Annotated in this window: 13 protein-coding genes; 5 read left to right on the top strand and 8 right to left on the bottom strand. The window is 73.7% G+C overall.

Translation table 11 applies throughout. The features are described from left to right. Positions 1-50: 50 nt before the first annotated feature. From ACMTAK_RS47050 to ACMTAK_RS47065, 4 genes are read right to left on the bottom strand one after another with little or no spacing between them, the layout of a single operon-like run. Entirely contained in the window at positions 51-1,457 is a 1,407-nt protein-coding gene (locus ACMTAK_RS47050) for a hypothetical protein (RefSeq protein ID WP_413811836.1), read from the bottom strand. Between the two features lie 49 nt (positions 1,458-1,506). Further along, positions 1,507-3,033 carry a hypothetical protein gene (locus tag ACMTAK_RS47055; RefSeq protein WP_413811837.1) on the bottom strand — a complete coding sequence of 509 codons (1,527 nt, stop codon included), beginning with the start codon at positions 3,031-3,033 and terminating at the stop codon, positions 1,507-1,509. After that, entirely contained in the window at positions 3,008-3,799 is a 792-nt protein-coding gene (locus ACMTAK_RS47060) for a hypothetical protein (RefSeq protein ID WP_413811838.1), read from the bottom strand. The genes ACMTAK_RS47055 and ACMTAK_RS47060 overlap by 26 nt, the downstream gene beginning before the upstream one ends. Further along, positions 3,796-4,482 (bottom strand): hypothetical protein, encoded by a 687-nt coding sequence (locus ACMTAK_RS47065; protein ID WP_413811839.1) that lies wholly within the window; start codon positions 4,480-4,482, stop codon positions 3,796-3,798. Before ACMTAK_RS47065 ends, ACMTAK_RS47060 begins: the two co-directional genes overlap by 4 nt. A 334-nt stretch (positions 4,483-4,816) precedes the next feature. Here ACMTAK_RS47065 and ACMTAK_RS47070 point away from each other — a divergent pair, with 334 nt between their 5' ends. Then, positions 4,817-5,524: a 4Fe-4S cluster-binding domain-containing protein gene (locus ACMTAK_RS47070; RefSeq protein WP_413811840.1), complete on the top strand. Its 708-nt coding sequence runs from the start codon at positions 4,817-4,819 to the stop codon at positions 5,522-5,524. Between the two features lie 313 nt (positions 5,525-5,837). Here ACMTAK_RS47070 and ACMTAK_RS47075 read toward each other — a convergent pair whose 3' ends face one another. After that, on the bottom strand, positions 5,838-6,995 hold the full coding sequence (locus tag ACMTAK_RS47075) for a macro domain-containing protein (RefSeq protein ID WP_413811841.1): 1,158 nt from the start codon (positions 6,993-6,995) through the stop codon (positions 5,838-5,840). 229 nt (positions 6,996-7,224) lie between these two features. On the opposite strand from ACMTAK_RS47075, the gene ACMTAK_RS47080 reads away from it, so the two are divergent. From ACMTAK_RS47080 to ACMTAK_RS47095, 4 genes are read left to right on the top strand one after another with little or no spacing between them, the layout of a single operon-like run. After that, entirely contained in the window at positions 7,225-9,711 is a 2,487-nt protein-coding gene (locus ACMTAK_RS47080) for a protein kinase domain-containing protein (RefSeq protein WP_413811842.1), read from the top strand. After that, on the top strand, positions 9,708-11,354 hold the full coding sequence (locus ACMTAK_RS47085; protein ID WP_413811843.1) for a hypothetical protein: 1,647 nt from the start codon (positions 9,708-9,710) through the stop codon (positions 11,352-11,354). The genes ACMTAK_RS47080 and ACMTAK_RS47085 overlap by 4 nt, the downstream gene beginning before the upstream one ends. Next, positions 11,351-13,423, top strand: coding sequence for an AAA family ATPase (locus tag ACMTAK_RS47090; protein ID WP_413811844.1), 2,073 nt, complete (start codon positions 11,351-11,353; stop codon positions 13,421-13,423). The genes ACMTAK_RS47085 and ACMTAK_RS47090 overlap by 4 nt, the downstream gene beginning before the upstream one ends. Next, positions 13,420-14,061, top strand: coding sequence for an FHA domain-containing protein (locus ACMTAK_RS47095; protein WP_413811845.1), 642 nt, complete (start codon positions 13,420-13,422; stop codon positions 14,059-14,061). The genes ACMTAK_RS47090 and ACMTAK_RS47095 overlap by 4 nt, the downstream gene beginning before the upstream one ends. 50 nt (positions 14,062-14,111) lie before the next feature. Here the strand turns inward: ACMTAK_RS47095 and ACMTAK_RS47100 are convergent, their stop codons facing one another. The 3 genes from ACMTAK_RS47100 to ACMTAK_RS47110 are packed head-to-tail and all read right to left on the bottom strand — an operon-like array spanning position 14,112 to position 17,187. Continuing rightward, positions 14,112-14,738 carry an RES family NAD+ phosphorylase gene (locus ACMTAK_RS47100; RefSeq protein WP_413811846.1) on the bottom strand — a complete coding sequence of 209 codons (627 nt, stop codon included), beginning with the start codon at positions 14,736-14,738 and terminating at the stop codon, positions 14,112-14,114. Between the two features lie 26 nt (positions 14,739-14,764). Continuing rightward, positions 14,765-15,451, bottom strand: coding sequence for a hypothetical protein (locus ACMTAK_RS47105; protein WP_413811847.1), 687 nt, complete (start codon positions 15,449-15,451; stop codon positions 14,765-14,767). After that, positions 15,448-17,187: a CHAT domain-containing protein gene (locus ACMTAK_RS47110; protein ID WP_413811848.1), complete on the bottom strand. Its 1,740-nt coding sequence runs from the start codon at positions 17,185-17,187 to the stop codon at positions 15,448-15,450. The genes ACMTAK_RS47105 and ACMTAK_RS47110 overlap by 4 nt, the downstream gene beginning before the upstream one ends. Positions 17,188-17,206 lie beyond the last annotated feature (19 nt).

A 17,206-nucleotide genomic window follows, 5' to 3' on the forward strand; every position in this document is an offset into this window, starting at 1 on the left:
CACGCGAAAGGCGGCCACCGGCCAGGTGGCCGCTCAGCCGGACGAGGTGGTCAGGAGGCCTGCGAGCGGCTCCTTCCGCGGGGGCGGCCCGCCCCGGGCGGTTCGGTGCGCGGGTCCACCCCGAGCTGCTTCAACTGTTCGAAATCGGCCGTGTCCATCCTCTCCAGGATCTCCAACTGCCTGGCCAGGGCGTCGGTTTGGCCCTCGGCATCGTCATGGCGTCTGAGCGCGGCCGCCGTGGTGATGTGGAAGCGGGCCAGCGCCACCTTCAGACTGCGGCTCTCCAGGATCATCCGGTAGCGGGTCTCCTCGGCCAGCGCGTCCTGCACCGATCGGACCGGCCGGGCGAAGAACAACGTGACGATCTGCCCCACCCCGAGCACGCCGAGCACGGCGGGGCTCTGCCACCCGATACGGTCCGGGAGGAAGACCCCGACGAGCGACAGCAGAAGCGCGCCGACCAGCAGACAAGTGCCCAGCCCCAGCAGGAACTTGCTGGCGAAGCCCACCGTGTGCTGCGCTCGTCGGAGGCGTTCGGCGGTCTGGATGCGATAGTCCCGCATCCTGGCGTCCTCGTAGGACAGGATGCCCTGCTTGTCCTGGATGTACGAGGAGTAGCCCACGAACTCCGCGTCCCCGCCACGGGACAGCCGCCGGTCGTCGTCCGGCCGCGAGCCCAGGAAACGGGCCAGCTCCGCCAGACCGGTCATCACCTCGGTGTGCAGCACACGCTGGCAGAAGTCCAGGGCCGTCAGATGGCGCTCCAGGGTCCTGCTGGCGGTGAGCGCGTCGGAGACGACGAGCTGCCGCACGTCGTAACGGGAGCGGATACCGGTCAGCAGCAGCTGGACCTTGATGTCGGTGAGGACACCGATCACCACGACATGCGTGGTCTCCTGCCGCCCGTCGCCCAGCAGACCGTCCAGCAGCGCCGTCAGCGGCGCCGGTTCGCCGAGGTCGGGGCGTCCACCGGAGCTGTGCTGGAAGTCGAAGAGGGTGTTGGACCGCACATGGTGGACACGGAGTTGTCCGCCCCAGCCGTCCGCGGGCGCGCGCAGATCCGGGGCCAGCACGTCCGTCAGCCCGTCGACGTACGCCGCTCCCCAGGTGCCGGCCTCGCAATGCGCCCCGTACTGCCTGCGCTCCAGGTCGTACGCCTCTCCCGGGACATGCCAGTCACGGATGTTGATCAGATGCAGGACCCCGTCGCCGTGTCCGCGCATCCGGGAGCCGACGGTGGCGTCGAGGAAGCGGGCCAGTGGCGAACGGCCCAGCTCCGCCTCGGACAGAACCCGGCGGTGGCCCTCCGTGCGGAGGGACGCACCGCTCTCGCTGTCCAGCAGCAGCTTGGAGACCGCGCTGTCCGGCAGGGACAACTGGCAGTCCAGGTTGAGGAAGAAGTCGTTCTGCAGACACTGTGTGATGAGTATGTACTGCGACGGTGCCGTCGGCTCCATCGCCACCCCCCGTGGATCTGAGTGTGTCGTGTCGGTGTGCCACGGGCCCTCAGCGCGGCAGCAGCGGCCACTGGCTGGACAGCCGCATCGCGGCCTCCGTGACCGCCGGATCGCCGGACTCCATGGCCACGCCGTCCAGGTAGGCGTGGGCCGCCGCTTCGTACAGCTCGTCGACCGCGTAGAGCCGCTCCTCATGGGCCGCGCGGCGGGCGCCCGCGCGGGCGCCCACGGTGGCCTCGGCCTCCCTGGCGCGCTCGGAGCCGGCGAGATCCGTCTCGATGTCCTGCTCCAGCTCCCGCAGCCGCTCGGCCGTGTTCCGGTATGCCGCCAGATACGGGTGCTCCTCGCCCAGCCCGATCAGGAAGGCGATGCCACCGGAGAGCAGCAGTAGCGCGACGAACATCCAGGACACGCTGTGCGGGTCCAGGTGCAGGGACTCGATGAGGCTCGGTGGGTTGCTCACGCTGTCCCCGACGTCCGCGGCCACGTCGGGCGGCAGATCCAGCGGAGGCTCCTCCCGGAACGCCACCTTGGCCCGCAGATCCCCCAGCGCCCAGGCGCCGTACGCCCATATGCCCAGCAGGGCGAGGGCGGGTACGGACGACAGCCGGACCCCACCGGTGACCGAGCGGCGCCGCAGGATCCAGCCCGCGATATGCGGGGCGAGGATCATGGCCACCGCCACGGCCACCATGAGGCTGTAGGAGAGCAGATCGGCGAACCGCCCGACACCGTGCAGATTTTCGAACACCGAGTAGTAGACGGGCAGTTCGACCACGATCAGCGCGGCCAGCACCCCGAACTTCATCCAGCGCGGCAGACCGGGCCGCGCCGCCGCGCCCTCCCATGCCGCCCTGGTGGACAGGGCCCGCTGGGCCGCGTCCGCCTCCGCCACCGGATCGACGTCGGACACCGCCTGCCAGCGGGCGTGGCCGCCGGTGGTCTCCGGCTCGTCCTCGAGCCGCGTGGCGCCCGGCCGCTCGGGACCGGTGGCCCCGTTGCCTTCGGCGGGCATACGGGCGCGCAGCCACCGGCGCTCGAAACCGCCCCGTACGGTGTCGCGGAAGGTCTGCCACCGGTCGGCCCGCCGCGCCAGCCGGTCCAGCTGGTCGGTGGTCACCGATTGCTGCTGCTCCAGGGCGGCCCGCCGCCGGCCCGCCCGCTCCAGCCGCACTCCGGCGGCGGTGGCGGCCGCCCGGACCCGGCTCGCCTCCAGCGCGCCGTCCTCCTCCGCGCGGGCCTGCTCCTCGGCGAGCCGGTGTCTGACCTTGTTGCGCAGACTGGCCAGTTCGGCGAAGTAGGGCACCCGGTCGGGGCTGGCCAGCACCCAGGGGTCGAAGACCTTGCGCGTGGCCGCCGAGGCGCCGTGCTTGCGCGCCCGGTCCAGCAGCCAGGCGCTGTCACCGGCCCGGATGACATCCGAGGCGACGGGCTCGGGCTGCGGCAGCGCCCCGTCGGGGAAACGCCGCGCGGCAGCCCGCCCGCCGCGGCGCCCGCGGTCGGCGTCGGCCCTGCGGCGGCGCAGCCTCAGCCGCCGCGGTGTCTCGTCGTCACCGGCGGTAGGTGGTGTGGACATGTGCCTTCACCCTCCCCTCCAGAAGCTCCGTCCAGAAGGAGTTGAACTGCTCGTACCGGGAGGTGTCGGTGCCGTACTTCATTCCGTAGCCCACCGGGTAGATGTCGGCGCCGGACAGCTCCGGCCTGCCGTGCGACTTCAGGAATCCGTCGATGACGGTCCGGCGGCTCGCGGCGGTGGACAGGTCCTGCCGCCCCAGCCGGAAGTCGGTGTCGCCCTGGTCGAAATCGCTCACCACCAGGACGTCGAACGACGCGTCGGCGCCGGACGGCTTGGACAGTGCGATGCGCGACAGGCCCCCGAGCACATCGGAACCGGGCTCCTCCTCCCGGGCGCAGCGCAGCAGCTTCAGGGCGTTGGAGAGGGCCACCGCGCGCATGGTGGTGCGGGTCCGCTCGCGGTCGGCGGTCTTCGAGGTGTCCGGATCCAGGTCCAACGGGCTGACCTGGCACTTGGACGCCTTGGACACCTTGGTGATGGGGGCGAAGGACGTCTTGCGGCACTTCTTGTCCGCCAGGAACGTCTGCAGCGTGGCCTTGAGCTTGGCCTCCGAGTCGAAGCCGGTCCGGGTGGCGGCCGCCGAGCCGGAGCCGTCGACCACGACACCGCACGTCTGGGAGTAGCGTGACGGCCCGTCGGAGCCACAGGCGGTGCCGCCCGCCGCCAGGGCGAGCGCTAGCGCGGCGGTGAGCGCGCGCCGCCGGTTCCGGCGCCGTCGGGCGCCCGGACGCTCCGGAGCTTGGGTGTGGACGGTCTGGACGGTCATCGCGCGGTCCTCCCGTCGACGCGGTCGGTGTTCTGCCGTTCGAGTATGTGCAGCGCCCGTGAGGTGGCCGTCCGGGCGCTGTCGTCGTCGTCCAGCAGCCAGACGTCGGGCTGGTACCAGGACCCGTCCAACTCCACCCGGCCGGGCAGCCAGTCCCCGGGCGGGCGCCGGGGCAGCCGGGAGAGCTGGGGATGGGTCTCGCGCACCGCGTCCCAGTAGCAGGCCAGTCGCTGATTGGCCTGGTCGACGACGGCCTGGGCGTGCGACCGGCACCGGTCCACGCTGGTGCGCCACTGGCCCATCCAGTGGCCGTACCGCGCGAGCGCCGCGGGCCGGGGGTCCTCCCGGACGTCGTACTGGGTGACCACGCGCACCGATTCCGCGCGCAACCTGCTGAGCAGGGCGTGTTCCCGCCCGATGAGGGCGGCGCGCATCTGCTCGGTGGAGCGGCGGACGCCGGTGCGCACCTCCATCACATACGGGGTGATGAGCAGCTCGGGAGCCGGTGGCTCGATGGGCGGCGGTGGCGTCTTGCCCCGCTCCTCCTCGGACGGCGCCGGGAGCGGGACGCGGGGGACGCCGCGGGCGCCGTCGCGCCTGCCCCGCCACCGGGCCGCGAAGCGGGCGGTACGGCCGAGCCTTCCCCGGCGCACCACCCCGTTGACACTGTCGGTTGTGATCATGGAAATGGATCCCCCGATTTCCCCGGTGCGGGAATTCCCGCACCGGTCAGCCGCATTGCGGACAGTGGAATTCCGCTTTCTCCCGCAAAGGGCTCGCAGTCGATGTGGATGACGATGGCGATGTCGTTGTCGATTCGATTCCCTGTCAGACCGTATCGATGAGGTCGTACCCGGGAATGCTCCCCCTAGGACACGATCCTGAAAACGCCCGGAAGTCGACCGGAGAACGCCCTCGTCGATGCCTGACGCCGGGTCATACTGGAACGGTTCCGGGGCCACGCCTCTTTGATCATGAATCTCGGAACACGACCTCGGGGGAATGGGAGATGGGTCGGTGGAGAACGTTCCAGGGTGCGCGGAGCCCACGCTCCGGATCAGTCAGACGCACTTTCCGGTGGAGACCCTGGGCCCGGGGCGGCGCCTGGGCATCTGGTCCCAGGGGTGCGGGCTGGCCTGCGCCGGCTGTATGTCCCGGCACACCTGGGATTCGTCGGACGGCGCCTCCCGTACGGTGTCGTCCCTGCTCGGGCTGTGGCGCGAGGCGTTGGCCCGGGGCGCCGACGGGCTGACGGTCAGCGGCGGCGAGCCGCTCGACCAGCCCACCGCCCTGGAGGCCCTGTTGGCCGGAGTGGTGCGGGCCCGTGCGGAGGCGATGGCACCGGGCGGCCCGGCGGCGGGCCGCGAGATCGACATCCTCCTGTACACGGGATACGAGGAGGAAGAAGTGGAAGCCGACGCGGCGCGCTCCGCCGCCGTCCGCCACGCCGATGTGCTGGTGACCGGACGCTTCCGGGCGGCGGAGCCCACCGCCCTGGTGTGGCGCGGCTCGGCGAACCAGCACATGCGGCCGCGTACGGCGCGGGGGCGGGCGCGTTACCAGGAGCATATGGCCCGGACGGAGAGCGGGCCGCGTCTGCAGATGGTCGAGGGGGACGGCGATGTGCGGCTCTACGGAGTGCCGCGGCGCGGCGAACTGGCGGCGCTGGAGCGTCGGTTGCGGCGGGCGGGGGTCGCCCTCACCGGTGCGAGCTGGCGCCCCTGAGCGGGGGCGCCGGCCCGGCTGGTACGGCGCGTGGTGGGCCGGTCGGTACGGCGTGCGGTCGCCCGGTCGGCGCGGTGGACGGCCGCCCGGTCGGTACGGTGTGCCGTCGCCCGGTCGGCAGAGTGTGCGGCGAGTCCGGCGGCTGTGGTCAGGGACGCGGCGGGCCGGGCGGCTGTGGCCGGGGCGGTTCCGGGCCCCGTGGCTGTGGCACCGGCCGCCGTGGTCCGGGTGGTCGTGGTCCGGGTGGCCGTGGCCGGGGCGGCCGTGCCCTCGGACGCTGTGGCACCGGCCGCCGTGGCACCCGCCGCCGTGCTCACAGCGCGCCCACGGCCTCGGCGATCTCCCGGCTGCGCACCACCAGATGCACCCGCCAGCGGGCGTCCCGGGCGAGTTCATCGCGGATCGCCCAGCGCAGCCAGGTCGCGCTGACCGCCGGGGCCAGTCCGCCCCGGCCCGCGCCGAGCAGCGGAAAGCAGATGGAGGACAGGGCGGGCTCGTACCGGTCGCGCTCGGCACGGGCGAGCGTGAAGCACGCGCTGACCGCGCGGGCGATGCTCTCCGGACGGACCTCGTACGTATCGTCCAGCGGAGTGGCCACCGCGGCGTGGTAGATCCGCCGGACGCCGCGCGCGGCGAGTGCTCCCGGCGGGGTGGGCACCACCGTGCCCGGCCGGATCGGCAGCCCCGGGCGGCCGTGGGCGCGCAGCCACGCGGCCAGTTCGCGGGCGAGCACATCGTCGACTATCTCCCCGGCGGGGTCGCGTACGGCGGCGGCCAGGCGCAGCGCGCCCGAGACGGTGGGGCGGAAGGTCTTGGACATCTCCAGGTACACGTTCTCCGAGGAGACCAGCACCTCGATGTCCCGCAGCAGTTCGATGGGGGAGACATGGAGGGTGAACGTGCTCTGCGCGTCCACCGGCACACTGTCGACCCGCAGTGGAGGCTCCTGGCCGATGCGGCTGGTCCGGCCTGTCCGGCCGCCGTGCGCGAGCGTGCTCTGCCCGGCCGCGCTCGGCTCGGCGGCAGTGCGGGCCCCGGCGCCGGGTCCGGGGTTCCGCCCCGTCGAGCCCTGCCCCCCGGAGAGGGCCGGCGGCTCGCGCAGGATGGTCAGCACGGCCTCGGCGAGCTGCTGGACGACCTGCGGTTCCTGGTGCTTGCGGAATCGCTCGGAGGTGACTCCGTACACGGCGGCGGCCGTCTTACGGCGGTCATGGGCGGGCGCGCCCCGGCGGTCGGGGAGCAGGCCGAAGGTGTGGGCCGCGGCCCGGCCCAGCAGATCCCGCTCGCCGAGGCGCCGTACCGCCTCCTTGAGCAGCGCCTCGATACCGGCCGGGGCGTCGTCGGAGCCATCGCAGAAGCCGCCCGCCACGGCCGCGGCGCGCAGCGCCGGCCGATCGATGCTGCGCAGATCTGGCAGTCCGGGTCTGCGTATACCTTTGAGTTCTTCCAGGAGTTGATCGTATGTGGGCAAATTTGACTCAAATGGCTCCTGACTCATGGTCACCAGGCTAGCGACCGGCCGAGAAAGAGGAAATCGGTCTCCCGGCGGCCGTTCCCTGCCGGGCTTTGTACCGCCGGTAATTCCCTCCGTGCTGGAACAGATTTCCGAATTCCGTGGTTCCGCTTTCTTGATCCACGACCGGGTGGCCCCCGGCCGCCGTCGTCGCCATGAATCCGACAACGCCCGCCACGTTCACGAGGTGACCTTTGTGACCCATCCGCACCAGCAACCGCCCCCCACGGAATACGAGGACGACGAGGAGTACGGGCTCTCCGGGGAGCCCGAGGAGCGGCGGCGCCCCCACGACGCCGGGCCGCCGCCGACCGAACACGAGGAGCCGCCCCCGCCGGCGGCCGCCGCATCGGCCGGACCCACCGAGGACGAGATCCCCTCGGCGGCCTCGGCGCAGGCCGCGGACGGGGGTCGCGACCTGCGCGGGGACACCGGAGCGCTGCCCGTCTCGCTGCGCGGCCGGTTCCGGCTGAGGGCCGTGCTGCGCCGCCCCGACCATCCGCACCAGGCGGCCGTCTACCGTGTCGAGGACGACCGTGGCAGCCACATCCTGAAGTGGTACCACCGCGGCCACGCCCCGGACCGCCGGGTGTGGGAGCTGCTGCGGGACCGACCGCGTCGCCACCTCACCCACTTCACCGAGACCAGCGACACCGGGGCCGACGGTCATCCGTACGACCTGGCGCCCTCCTACGGCGAGACCGACCTGGCCGGACACCTGAGGGACGATCCCGGCCCGGCCGACCCCGCGCTCATCCACAGCGTCGTACGGCAGTTGCACGAGGCCCTCACCACCCTGCACGAACTGAACATCGTGCACCGGGACCTCAGCCCCGCCAACATCGTGCTCGGCAGCCTCGACCCGGCCGCCCCGGACCTCGTCCTCGTGGACTTCGCCGTCTCCGCCCATGAACCCGCCGAGCGCTACACCCGGGACGAGCGCTGGGTCGGCACCGCCCTCTACATGTCCCCGCAGGCGTCGCTGCGCCACCAGCTGATCCATCCCCCCGCCGACTGGTGGTCACTCGGCATGATCGTGGCCGAGATGGCCGGGGGACGCCACCCCATCCGGTTCACCGACAACGACTTCGTCCGGGAGGAGATCAGCTCCCGAGCCCCGGATCTGTCCCTGGTCACCGACCACCGGCTGCGGCTGCTGTGCCGGGGGCTGCTCACCCGCGACCCCGACCACCGCTGGGGCACCGACGAGGTGGCGCAGTGGCTGGTGGGCGGCTCGCCGCCGGTCGCCCCCTGGGAGACGGGCGCGGCCCCCGGCGCCTCGGACCCCGCGGACGACCCGGACATCGAGCCGTTCGCCTTCCTCGACGAGCGCTACACCCGGCCGAAGCAGCTGGCCAGGGCGTTCAGCGAGAACTGGCGGCCCGCCCGGCAGCTGCTGTCCCGGCGGCGCGGCCGCGGTGAATTCACCCGCTGGCTACGGCAGTTCGAGGGCGCTCCGGGCCGCGACGCCGGGGAACTGACCGCGCTGCTCGGCCTCCTGGAGCCGCACCACCCCGCCACGCCGCCGCGTGAGCCCAAGCCGGTCACGATGGTGCGGCTGATCTCCTGGCTCGGCCCCACCCTCGACGCCTCCTACCGCGGGGTGCCGCTGGACCACGCGGGGCTGGGCGATCTGCTGCGGGAGGCCGGGCGCGGCGATGAGTTCGCCCTCTCCGTCGTGGCGGACCTGCGGGACCACACCATCCTGCCGCTGCTGGACTCACGGCCCGGCGGCGAAGGGCTCGCCGAGGTGCAGCAGCGCTGGCTGACGGCCCGCTCCCGCTGGCAGCACACCGTGGACGAGGCGCTGCACGCGTCGCCCTGGCTGCGCGACCGCCGCGCCGAGGTGCGCGCCGCCACCCGCCTCGACCGCTCCCGGCTGGCCGCCCTCCTCTCGCTCGCCGCCGCCCCGACCGCGCACCGGCGCAGGCTCCAGGAGCGGACCGCCCGGATCCAGGCGGCGTTCCCGCAGCCGGTGGCCTGGTACGGCCGGTTGCTGCGCGACCCCGACGACCTGGTGCGGATGCAACTGGCCGAGTGGCTGGCCGGATTCGCCGAGCAGGAGTCCACGGAGGCGCAGGGCCGGGTGAACGACGAGCGCGCCCTTCTCCGCCAGGAGCGCGACATGGACGTGGCCACGCTGTGGGTGCGCAGACAGGACATGCTGCCCACGCTCGGCTGGGCCCTCGGCGGAGCCGTCGGCCTCGTCTTCCCGTGGATCTTCGCGATCGGCCTCGGCGATCTGGTGGGATGGCCCGCCCAGCGCGCGGTGCTGACGGCGTGGATGCTGGCCGTCCCGGCGGCCGCCGCCGTGCTGGCGCTGGAGCTGTGGACGGCGTATCGCATCGGCAGCCCCGGCTACCACCCGGACCGTTCCCTGGCCGGGCTGCTGATCGACCGCGCGCTGCCCGTGGCCCGGTTCATCCGCCGCCCCGGCTCGCGCTTCCCCGTCCAGGGCCTGCTGATCCTCCCGGCCGTCGCCCTGTTGTGGGCCACCGTGGCCTACGCCCCCTGGGTGTGGCCGACCGCCACGGTGGCCGTTCTTCTCTGGTGGACCTGGCACCGGACGCGGTGCTGGCGCCGCTATATGGCGGAGCTGCGCGGCCGGGACGGCCGGGTCCGCCCCGGCCGGCCGAGGGCGGCCGCCCCGCCGACGTCAGGGAGTGTCACATGAGTTCGGGCCAGGCGATCCCCAGCATCGGCGATGTGATGCCGGATGTGTACTTTCCCCAGCCTCCGGCCGCCGAGACCTTCCAGCACACGTTTCAGAACACGGTCCAGGACACCGTCCAGAACACCGGAGTGCCGCACCGGACGGTCCAGGGCACCGGACTGTCGGACCACATCGGCACCGGCGTCGGCCAGCACCTCGGCGACGCCGTGCAGAACGCCGGGGGCCACGCGCTGCACGCGGCCATGGACCAGCTGCACGACCTGATGGTGCCCGCCCTGATCGGCCTCGGCTCGCTCAGCGGGGCGCTGCTCGTCGGCCGCGCCACCATGGCCGGGGCGCAGGTGCTCGCGGCCGCCGCCATCCGCGCCGCCGAGCACCAGGCCGAGCTGCGGCAGCGGCAGTTGGACGCCCGGCAGGCCGCCGAGTGCTGGCGGGACGCCGCCTTCGCCGCCGTCCGGGCCAACGCCCGCCTCGACACGCTCCGCGCGCGCGTCCGGCGGGCCGCCACGGCCGCCGGACCCGACGGGCCGCCGGAGCCGCCCGACCTGCCGCCGCCGCTGGCCCTGACCGGCATGAGCCTGGACGAGGTGTGGCGACGGCTGGCCGACACCGACCGCCGGCTGCGCCACGCGGAGGCCGCGTACGCACGCGCCACCATGGAGGCCGCCGCCCGCCCGGTGGCCGGGGCGCACCCCGTGGACTCCGGCTGGCACGCCACCCTGCGCGCCCGCCGCGTCAAGGCCCTGGAGGCGTACGAGGAGGCCGCCACCGAAACCGGGGCCCGCGATGCGCTGCCGCAGCAGCCGCCCGCCGCCACCGCGGCCCCGAGCGAGGAGGAGGTGCTGCGGCTGGGCGCTGACCTGCTGGCCATGCTGCCCCGGAATGTGGCGGTGGCCGACTACCGGCTGGTGGAGGAGAAGGTCACCGTCGCCGCGGAGGTGGCCGCCCAGCGGCCCGCCGCGGCCAAGCGCCATCTGCGGGAGGCCGCCCGATTCGCCGAGCGGGTCTCGCGTGACGCCGAGCGACGGCAGGAGACCGAGGAGTGGGCCGCCCAGCAGCTCGCCTTCCTCCGCGCCGACCACCCCGGCACCCCCGTTCCACTGCCCGACGCCGGAGCGGAGATCGCCGTCCTGGAGCGCCTTCTGCACCAGGGCGGGACGCTGGGGGAGGCCGAGCGCGCCCGTGTCGCGGCCCGCGTGGGAGAGCGGGTCGACGCGTATCAGCGGATGTACGCCGCGGAGGTGATCCGCGCGGCGGTCCAGCGGTCGGAGCCCGAGACGGCCGGATACGCCACCTCCGGAGCGGTGCAGTACATCGACTGGACCCCGCCGGGCTGGGGGGACGACCACTGGCTGCGCATCAGCGTGGACGCCGAGGGCACCGCCCGGGTCTCCACCATGCACCGCGAGCGCGACCCCGCCGAGGAGACCGACGACGACCTGGACCTCGACTGGCAGCGGTGCGTCGAGGCCCCCGACCATCTGCGCGAGCTGCGGAAGCTGGCCGAACGGGCCGGGCTCAGCGTGCCGTTCGAGTTCGACGAGCCACCGGCGCGGCCGGTCCCGCGCACGGCGGCCCGCCCCGCCCATGACCATCGCACCGGACCCAAGGTCCGCCACCGTGACCAGGAGAAGCAGTCATGACCGAGGCAGCCACCTCCCCGGACCGCGGAGACCGCAGCCTCCCGGCCTTCGCCGAGGAGCTGGTCGGCACGCTCAGCGTCCACTCCCAGTACGTCCTGCACGGCAGCATCCGGGACATCCACCTCGTCCGCCACGAGAAGGACCCCGACGAGGGCGGCCCCGAGCGGACGTACGACGCCCACCACACCCTCACCGAGGTGCTGTGGAACGCCCTGTGGCAGGAGGGGTACGAGGCGCTGATCCGCTTCGACATCGCCGACGGCTTCACCGTCGTCGCGGGCCCCGCCGCCAAGGAGGTCCGCGAGCTGCTGCACGGGCGGGACGCCACCGGACGCGGGCGCGCGCGCCGTGCCGACACCTCCGTCCATCTGGCCGACGCGGAGCGGATCCTGGGTGACATCGTCAACGGCTGGAAGCAGCAGGGGCGGCAGCAGAAGACACCGGACGGACGCCCCCGCCCGGACACCGCACAGCGCCAACGGCCCTACCGGGTGGTGCTGTTGATCGACTATGCCGCCCGGATCCCCACCGATGTCACCCGGCTCAGCGATGCGGAGCGGGACTTCTTCCTCAACTGCCTGAAGCTGGCCGAGGACGCGCGGCCGATCTCTTCCCCGGACAGCGGACGGCGGCTGTTCAACCCCGTGATCTGGCTCGCCGACGGGGAGCGCGACCTGCCCACCTGGCTGGTGGCGGGCAGCGAACGGGTCCGTACCATCGGCATTCCGCTGCCCGACCTGGGCAGCAGACGGCGCATGGCGGAGCTGCTGGCCGAGGAGCACACCGCCGCGTCCGCACCCGGGGACAACGGGGACGACGGGGACAACGGGCCGGTGCGGCTCGACAAGCAACGGCCGCCGGACGAGCACGACCTCGACACCTTCGCCCGCGCCACCGCCGGGCTGACCCTGCGCGCGATGCGGGAGAGCGCCCGGATGGCGCTCGACCGCGGGCTGTCGTTCGCCGAGATGCGGGACGCGGTCCGGGTCTACCAGCTCGGCGTCAAGGACAACCCGTGGCAGGCGGATTACATCCGCGCGCAGATCAAGAAGGGCGAGGCGGATCTGCGGGCGCGCGTGAAGGGTCAGGAGAAGGCGGTCGGCAAGACTCTCGACATCCTCAAGCGCGCCGCGCTCGGCCTCTCCGGCGCCCAGGCGTCCCACCCCGGCAGCCGGCCGCGCGGCGTGCTGTTCTTCGCCGGGCCGACCGGCACCGGCAAGACCGAGCTGGCCAAGTCGGTGGCCAAGCTGCTGTTCGGCACCGAGGACGCCTGTCTGCGCTTCGACATGAGCGAGTTCTCCGCACCGCATTCGGTGGACCGGCTGCTCGGCGCACCGCCGGGATACGTGGGCTACGAGGCGGGCGGCGAGCTGACCACGGCGGTGCGCAACGACCCCTTCCGGGTGGTGCTGTTCGACGAGATCGACAAGGCCGACAAGGGGGTGCTGGACAAGTTCCTCCAGGTGCTCGAGGACGGCCGGCTCACCGATGGGCAGGGGGTCACCACGTACTTCAGCGAATGCGTGCTGATCTTCACCTCCAACCTCGGGGTCAGGAAACGGACCGGAGAGGGCGGCCACGAAGGGCGGGTGGCCGAGCCCGGTATGCCGTACCAGCAGCTGGAGGAGATCATCCTGGCCAATGTGAAGGAACACTTCGTGGAGGGGATCGGCCGCCCGGAGCTGATGAACCGGTTCGGCGGCAATGTGGTGGTCTTCGACTACATCGACACCAAGGTAGCCGCCGAGATCTTCGACTCCCAGGTGGGCAACATCCAACGGGTGCTCCGCGAGGACCAAGGGGTGCATCTGCGCCTCTCCGACGAGGCGCATCAGGCGCTGTCCACCTACTGCACGGCGGATGTCGACAATGGCGGCCGGGGCATCGGCATGCTGCTGGAGACGCATCTGATCAACCCGCTGGCACGGGCGCTGTTCGACCAGGAGCGGCTGGCCGGCACGGCGGTCACCGTCACCGGTGTGCGGCCCGCCGCGGACGGGACGGTGGCGCTGGATCTGCGGGTGGTACGCACCGGGGCCGCGGGTCCCGCCCCCGGCGGCGGCCGATGAGCGGTGGGGCCGCTCCGGCGGGGTGGTGGCGCGAGCCGGACGACGAGGAGGCGGAAGCACCGGCGGGCCCGGCGGAAGCGGCCGAACCGGCGGAACCGGCGGGACCGGACGCGGCAGGGAAGGCGGACGCGGAGGCCCCGGAGGCGCGGCCCCGGCCCGAATCCCTCCCCGAATCCCGGCCCGAACCCCGGCCCGCGCCGTCCCCGGCCGGGGTCGAGGTGTCCGCGCCCTGCTGGAACTGCCGTGCGCCGGTGGCCCCCCGGGACACCCGCTGCGCGTCCTGCGGCCGTGCGCGCACCCATGCGCTGCTGGTCTGCGCCGAGCCCTGTCTGGAGCTCCGCCACGGACCGGGCCCACCGCTGCGCCTCGGCCGCCACCCGGACTGGGCGCCGCGGACCGCCGCCGCGTTCGCGGGCTGGAACAAGGTCTCCCGGCATCACGCCTCGATCACCGTTGAGCCGGATGGCACCGCCTGGGTCGAGGAGCCCGAGGCGGGCAGCCGCAACGGTACGTATCTGAACGGCGCCCGGATCGCGGCGGGTGTGCGCACCCCCGTCCGCGACGGCGACCAGCTGCGGCTCGGACTGCGGGTCAGCTTCGCCGTACGGCTGTACGGGCCGGAGCCCGGCACCGGCTGAGCCGGTGCCGGGCGGGGTCGCGGGGCGGACCCCCGTGCCGCCCCGCGCGCTCATGCCCGCATACCGGGCGGAACGATGACCGCCCGCAGCGGTGCAAGCAGCTGGTTGGCCTCGCCCGCGCCCTCGAACGTGCCCAGGTTGTGGGCCTGGCCGGGCACCGCCTTCAGCGGCTCCTCCCCGCAGCGGTCGCCGAACAGCACCAGGGCGGGGTGCGGGCGGTGCCGCCGCGACTGCCACATCAGCCCCTGCGCGTCCGGCACCTGGCGCCGGATCTCCCGCGCCCAGGCGCGGGTCTGCGCGTACTCGTCGGTCTCCAGCAGCCAGGAGGTCTGGAACACCGCGGCCAGGTCCTCCTCCTCGACCAGCCGTATCAGGAGCAGGTCCTCGGTCACCCGCACCTTGGACAGTGAGCGGGGGGCCGCCAGCGCCCACGGCACCTGACGCCGCCCCTCCGGCCCGGTGAACTCCATGTCCCGCAGCATCACCTCGGCGAGGGGGGTGGTCGGTGCCACGGCCGCGTAGAGATACGGGTACCGGTCCTCGGCGGTGGCGTCGAAGCGGTTGCCGCCGAAGAAGGAGTGCGCGGGCTTCGGGTTGAACTCGGTGCAGGCGTAGGCGGTTTCATGGCACCTCCACAGCTCGGTGCCCGCGCTCAGGACGAACAGGTTCGGGCTCATGCGCGCGCCCTCGGGGGGCGCCTGCCTCACCATCCGCCGTCTCCGATCAGCGCGGCGGCGGCCTCGGTCAGCCGTGCGTCCGGCACCCGCCCCACCAGGGCGGCGGGCGCGTCGCGCAGCCAGGTGTTGCCGCCGAGCCACCAGTCGGCGGCGCCCCATGGATCCTGGTCCGACAGCAGCATTCTGTTGATCCGCTGCACCACCGGCCGTGGCTCACCGGTGTCCGGGTCGAACTGGAACTCCGGGTAGCGGTCGCCGCGTTCGGGATCGGACAGCCGGATCAGCCCGGCCCCGGTGGGATCCTCGGCGGTCGTGCCGGTGAGCTGCTCCGGGCCCCGCGCGGGCGCGGTGAGCAGCCGCCGCCGTACGGCCCGGGCGATCTCGGCGCTCTCGGGGTCCAGCGTCGGCCAGTCCACGGAGTCCAGCAGCCGGATCAGCTCGGCCAGCCGGTCGGTGTCCGGCAGGACCGCGGAGGGAGCCGCGCCCCCGGACCTGAACTGGTCCAGCCTTCTGCGCAGTTCCATCTCGCGGGGGAGGGGCAGCAGCGCCAGCCTCACCTGCCGCACCGCACCGCGCACGGCCCTGGCATCGTCTCCGGCGGCCCGCAGCCGCAGCACACTGTCCTGGAAACCGCTGAACTGCGCGGCGGTGAGCGAGGCGCGGATCTCCGGCAGATGCCGGCGCAGCAGCTCCAGGAGATCGTCGGTGGTCATGGCTGTCGTCCTTCCACGGGTGCGTGGGGAGCGGGGTTGCCCTGGTGGATGAATCCGGCCCAGGAGACGGCCCGGGCCAGGCCGCCCGCGTCGCTCTGCGTCTCGGCCAGCAGGAGCCCGGTCAGCCCGGGGACGGGGTGGCGGTCGTGGTCGAGCATCCACAGCTGGGCGGCGCGCAGGGCGTCCGGCGGGGCCAGCCCGGCGGTGGTCAGATGGTGATGGAAGACCACCATCAGCGCGGCCGAGGCGCTGTCCGAGACCTTCCACCGCGAGCCGACCACATCGGTGGCGCCGCGCGCCAGCAGTGCGGTGGTCGGGGTCAGAGCCTCGTCGTGGTCACGGCTGCTGAGGTCCGTCTCGCAGGCGCTGAGCACGATCAGCGGTCCGGTGGCGGCCCGTTCCCCGGCGGGTACGTCCAGAATGCGCGTCACCGTCAGCCTGCCCGGGGCCGGGGTGTCCGCGGTTTCGGGGGCGTCCGAGGTGTCCGGGCCGGCCAGGTGGAGGGCCGAGTCGGTGGGCCGCACCCCGGCCAGGCCGTGCACCACCAGATGCAGCAGCGAGGCGGCGGGCGCGGCCGGGCCTCCGGGGAGGTGGAAGAGCACGTCATCGGGCGTGCCCAGCGCGTTCCCGGGCGCGTCCTCGTGCCAGCCGTAGAGCAGGGCCTCGGTGTAGTACGCGGTGCGAAGGGCCGTCACCTCGTCCTGCGCCCAGGTCAGATCCCCGCTGGGGTCGGCCACCAGCACCGCGCGCTCGCCCGCGGGCACCCGGCCGCGCCGGGCGGCCCGCAGGAACTCACCGCCGGACGCGGCGTACGAGATGACGGCGTCCTCACAGGCGTACGCGTACGGGCGCCGCGCGTTGGCCCGTGGCCCGGGGAGGCGGGCGGCGTGCCACGGCACGGCACCGAGATTGCCGCACGGCACGAGGACCAGCCGAACCGGCGCGTCACGCTCCCCGCGCCCGCCCTCCGTTTTCCCGCGCGCGTCCCGCGCCCGGGCGTCCAGCGCGTCCAGGACGGGAGCGAGGACGGCCGGGCCCGCCCAGTCGCACAGCCCCTCCAGCGCCGCCTCCCAGCCGCGATGCGCCTCGGCTCGGGCGTCCATGCCCTGCTCGGACACGGCCGACCGCCGGGCACCCGCGTCCAGATAGCGCTCCAGCGGCTCGCGGCCGAGCGTGCCCAGCCCCGGCAGCGGCAGCGCCGTCGGCTCGCCGCTGCTCCGCACCAGGACGGCCACGCCGTCGGCGGTGCCCTGCCCGGGCACCAGATACACCAGGGCATCGGCGCCGGTGGCGCGCAACCCGTCCCGCAGCTCCCCGATGCCGGGCGCGCCGAGCAGTCCGCGCAGCGGCGCCTCGCCGCTGTCCCGCCGCAGCACGTCCAGCGCGCGGCGGCGCAGCGTGCTGGGGATCGCGACGCCGGGGGCGGCCTCGGAGGGCATGACCCGCGCGAGCGCGTTCCGGACCTCCTCCGAGGTGCCGCCGCCGATGCCGGGCGCGAGTCCGCCGCCGGTCGGCGCCGTCTGGGTCGGGAGGTCCCGTACGGCGGTCCGCCACTGCTCGGCCAGCTCCGCCTCGCCCCGGTCGGCCAGCTGCTCCGGGACCCCGGCGGCCGCGGCCGCGGCGCGCAGCACCAGGCCCCGCCCGTTCTCCAGCGATGTCACGGCGTCCTCGATCCGGCCGTCCACGGCGGCCCAGTGGGCGGCGAGCAGCCCACGGCTGGCCCCCGCCCTGGCCACCTCGAGTCCCGTCCCGTGG

Origin of the sequence: Streptomyces lacaronensis, from assembly GCF_047337785.1 — a bacterium.
GTDB lineage: Bacteria > Actinomycetota > Actinomycetes > Streptomycetales > Streptomycetaceae > Streptomyces > Streptomyces lycopersici.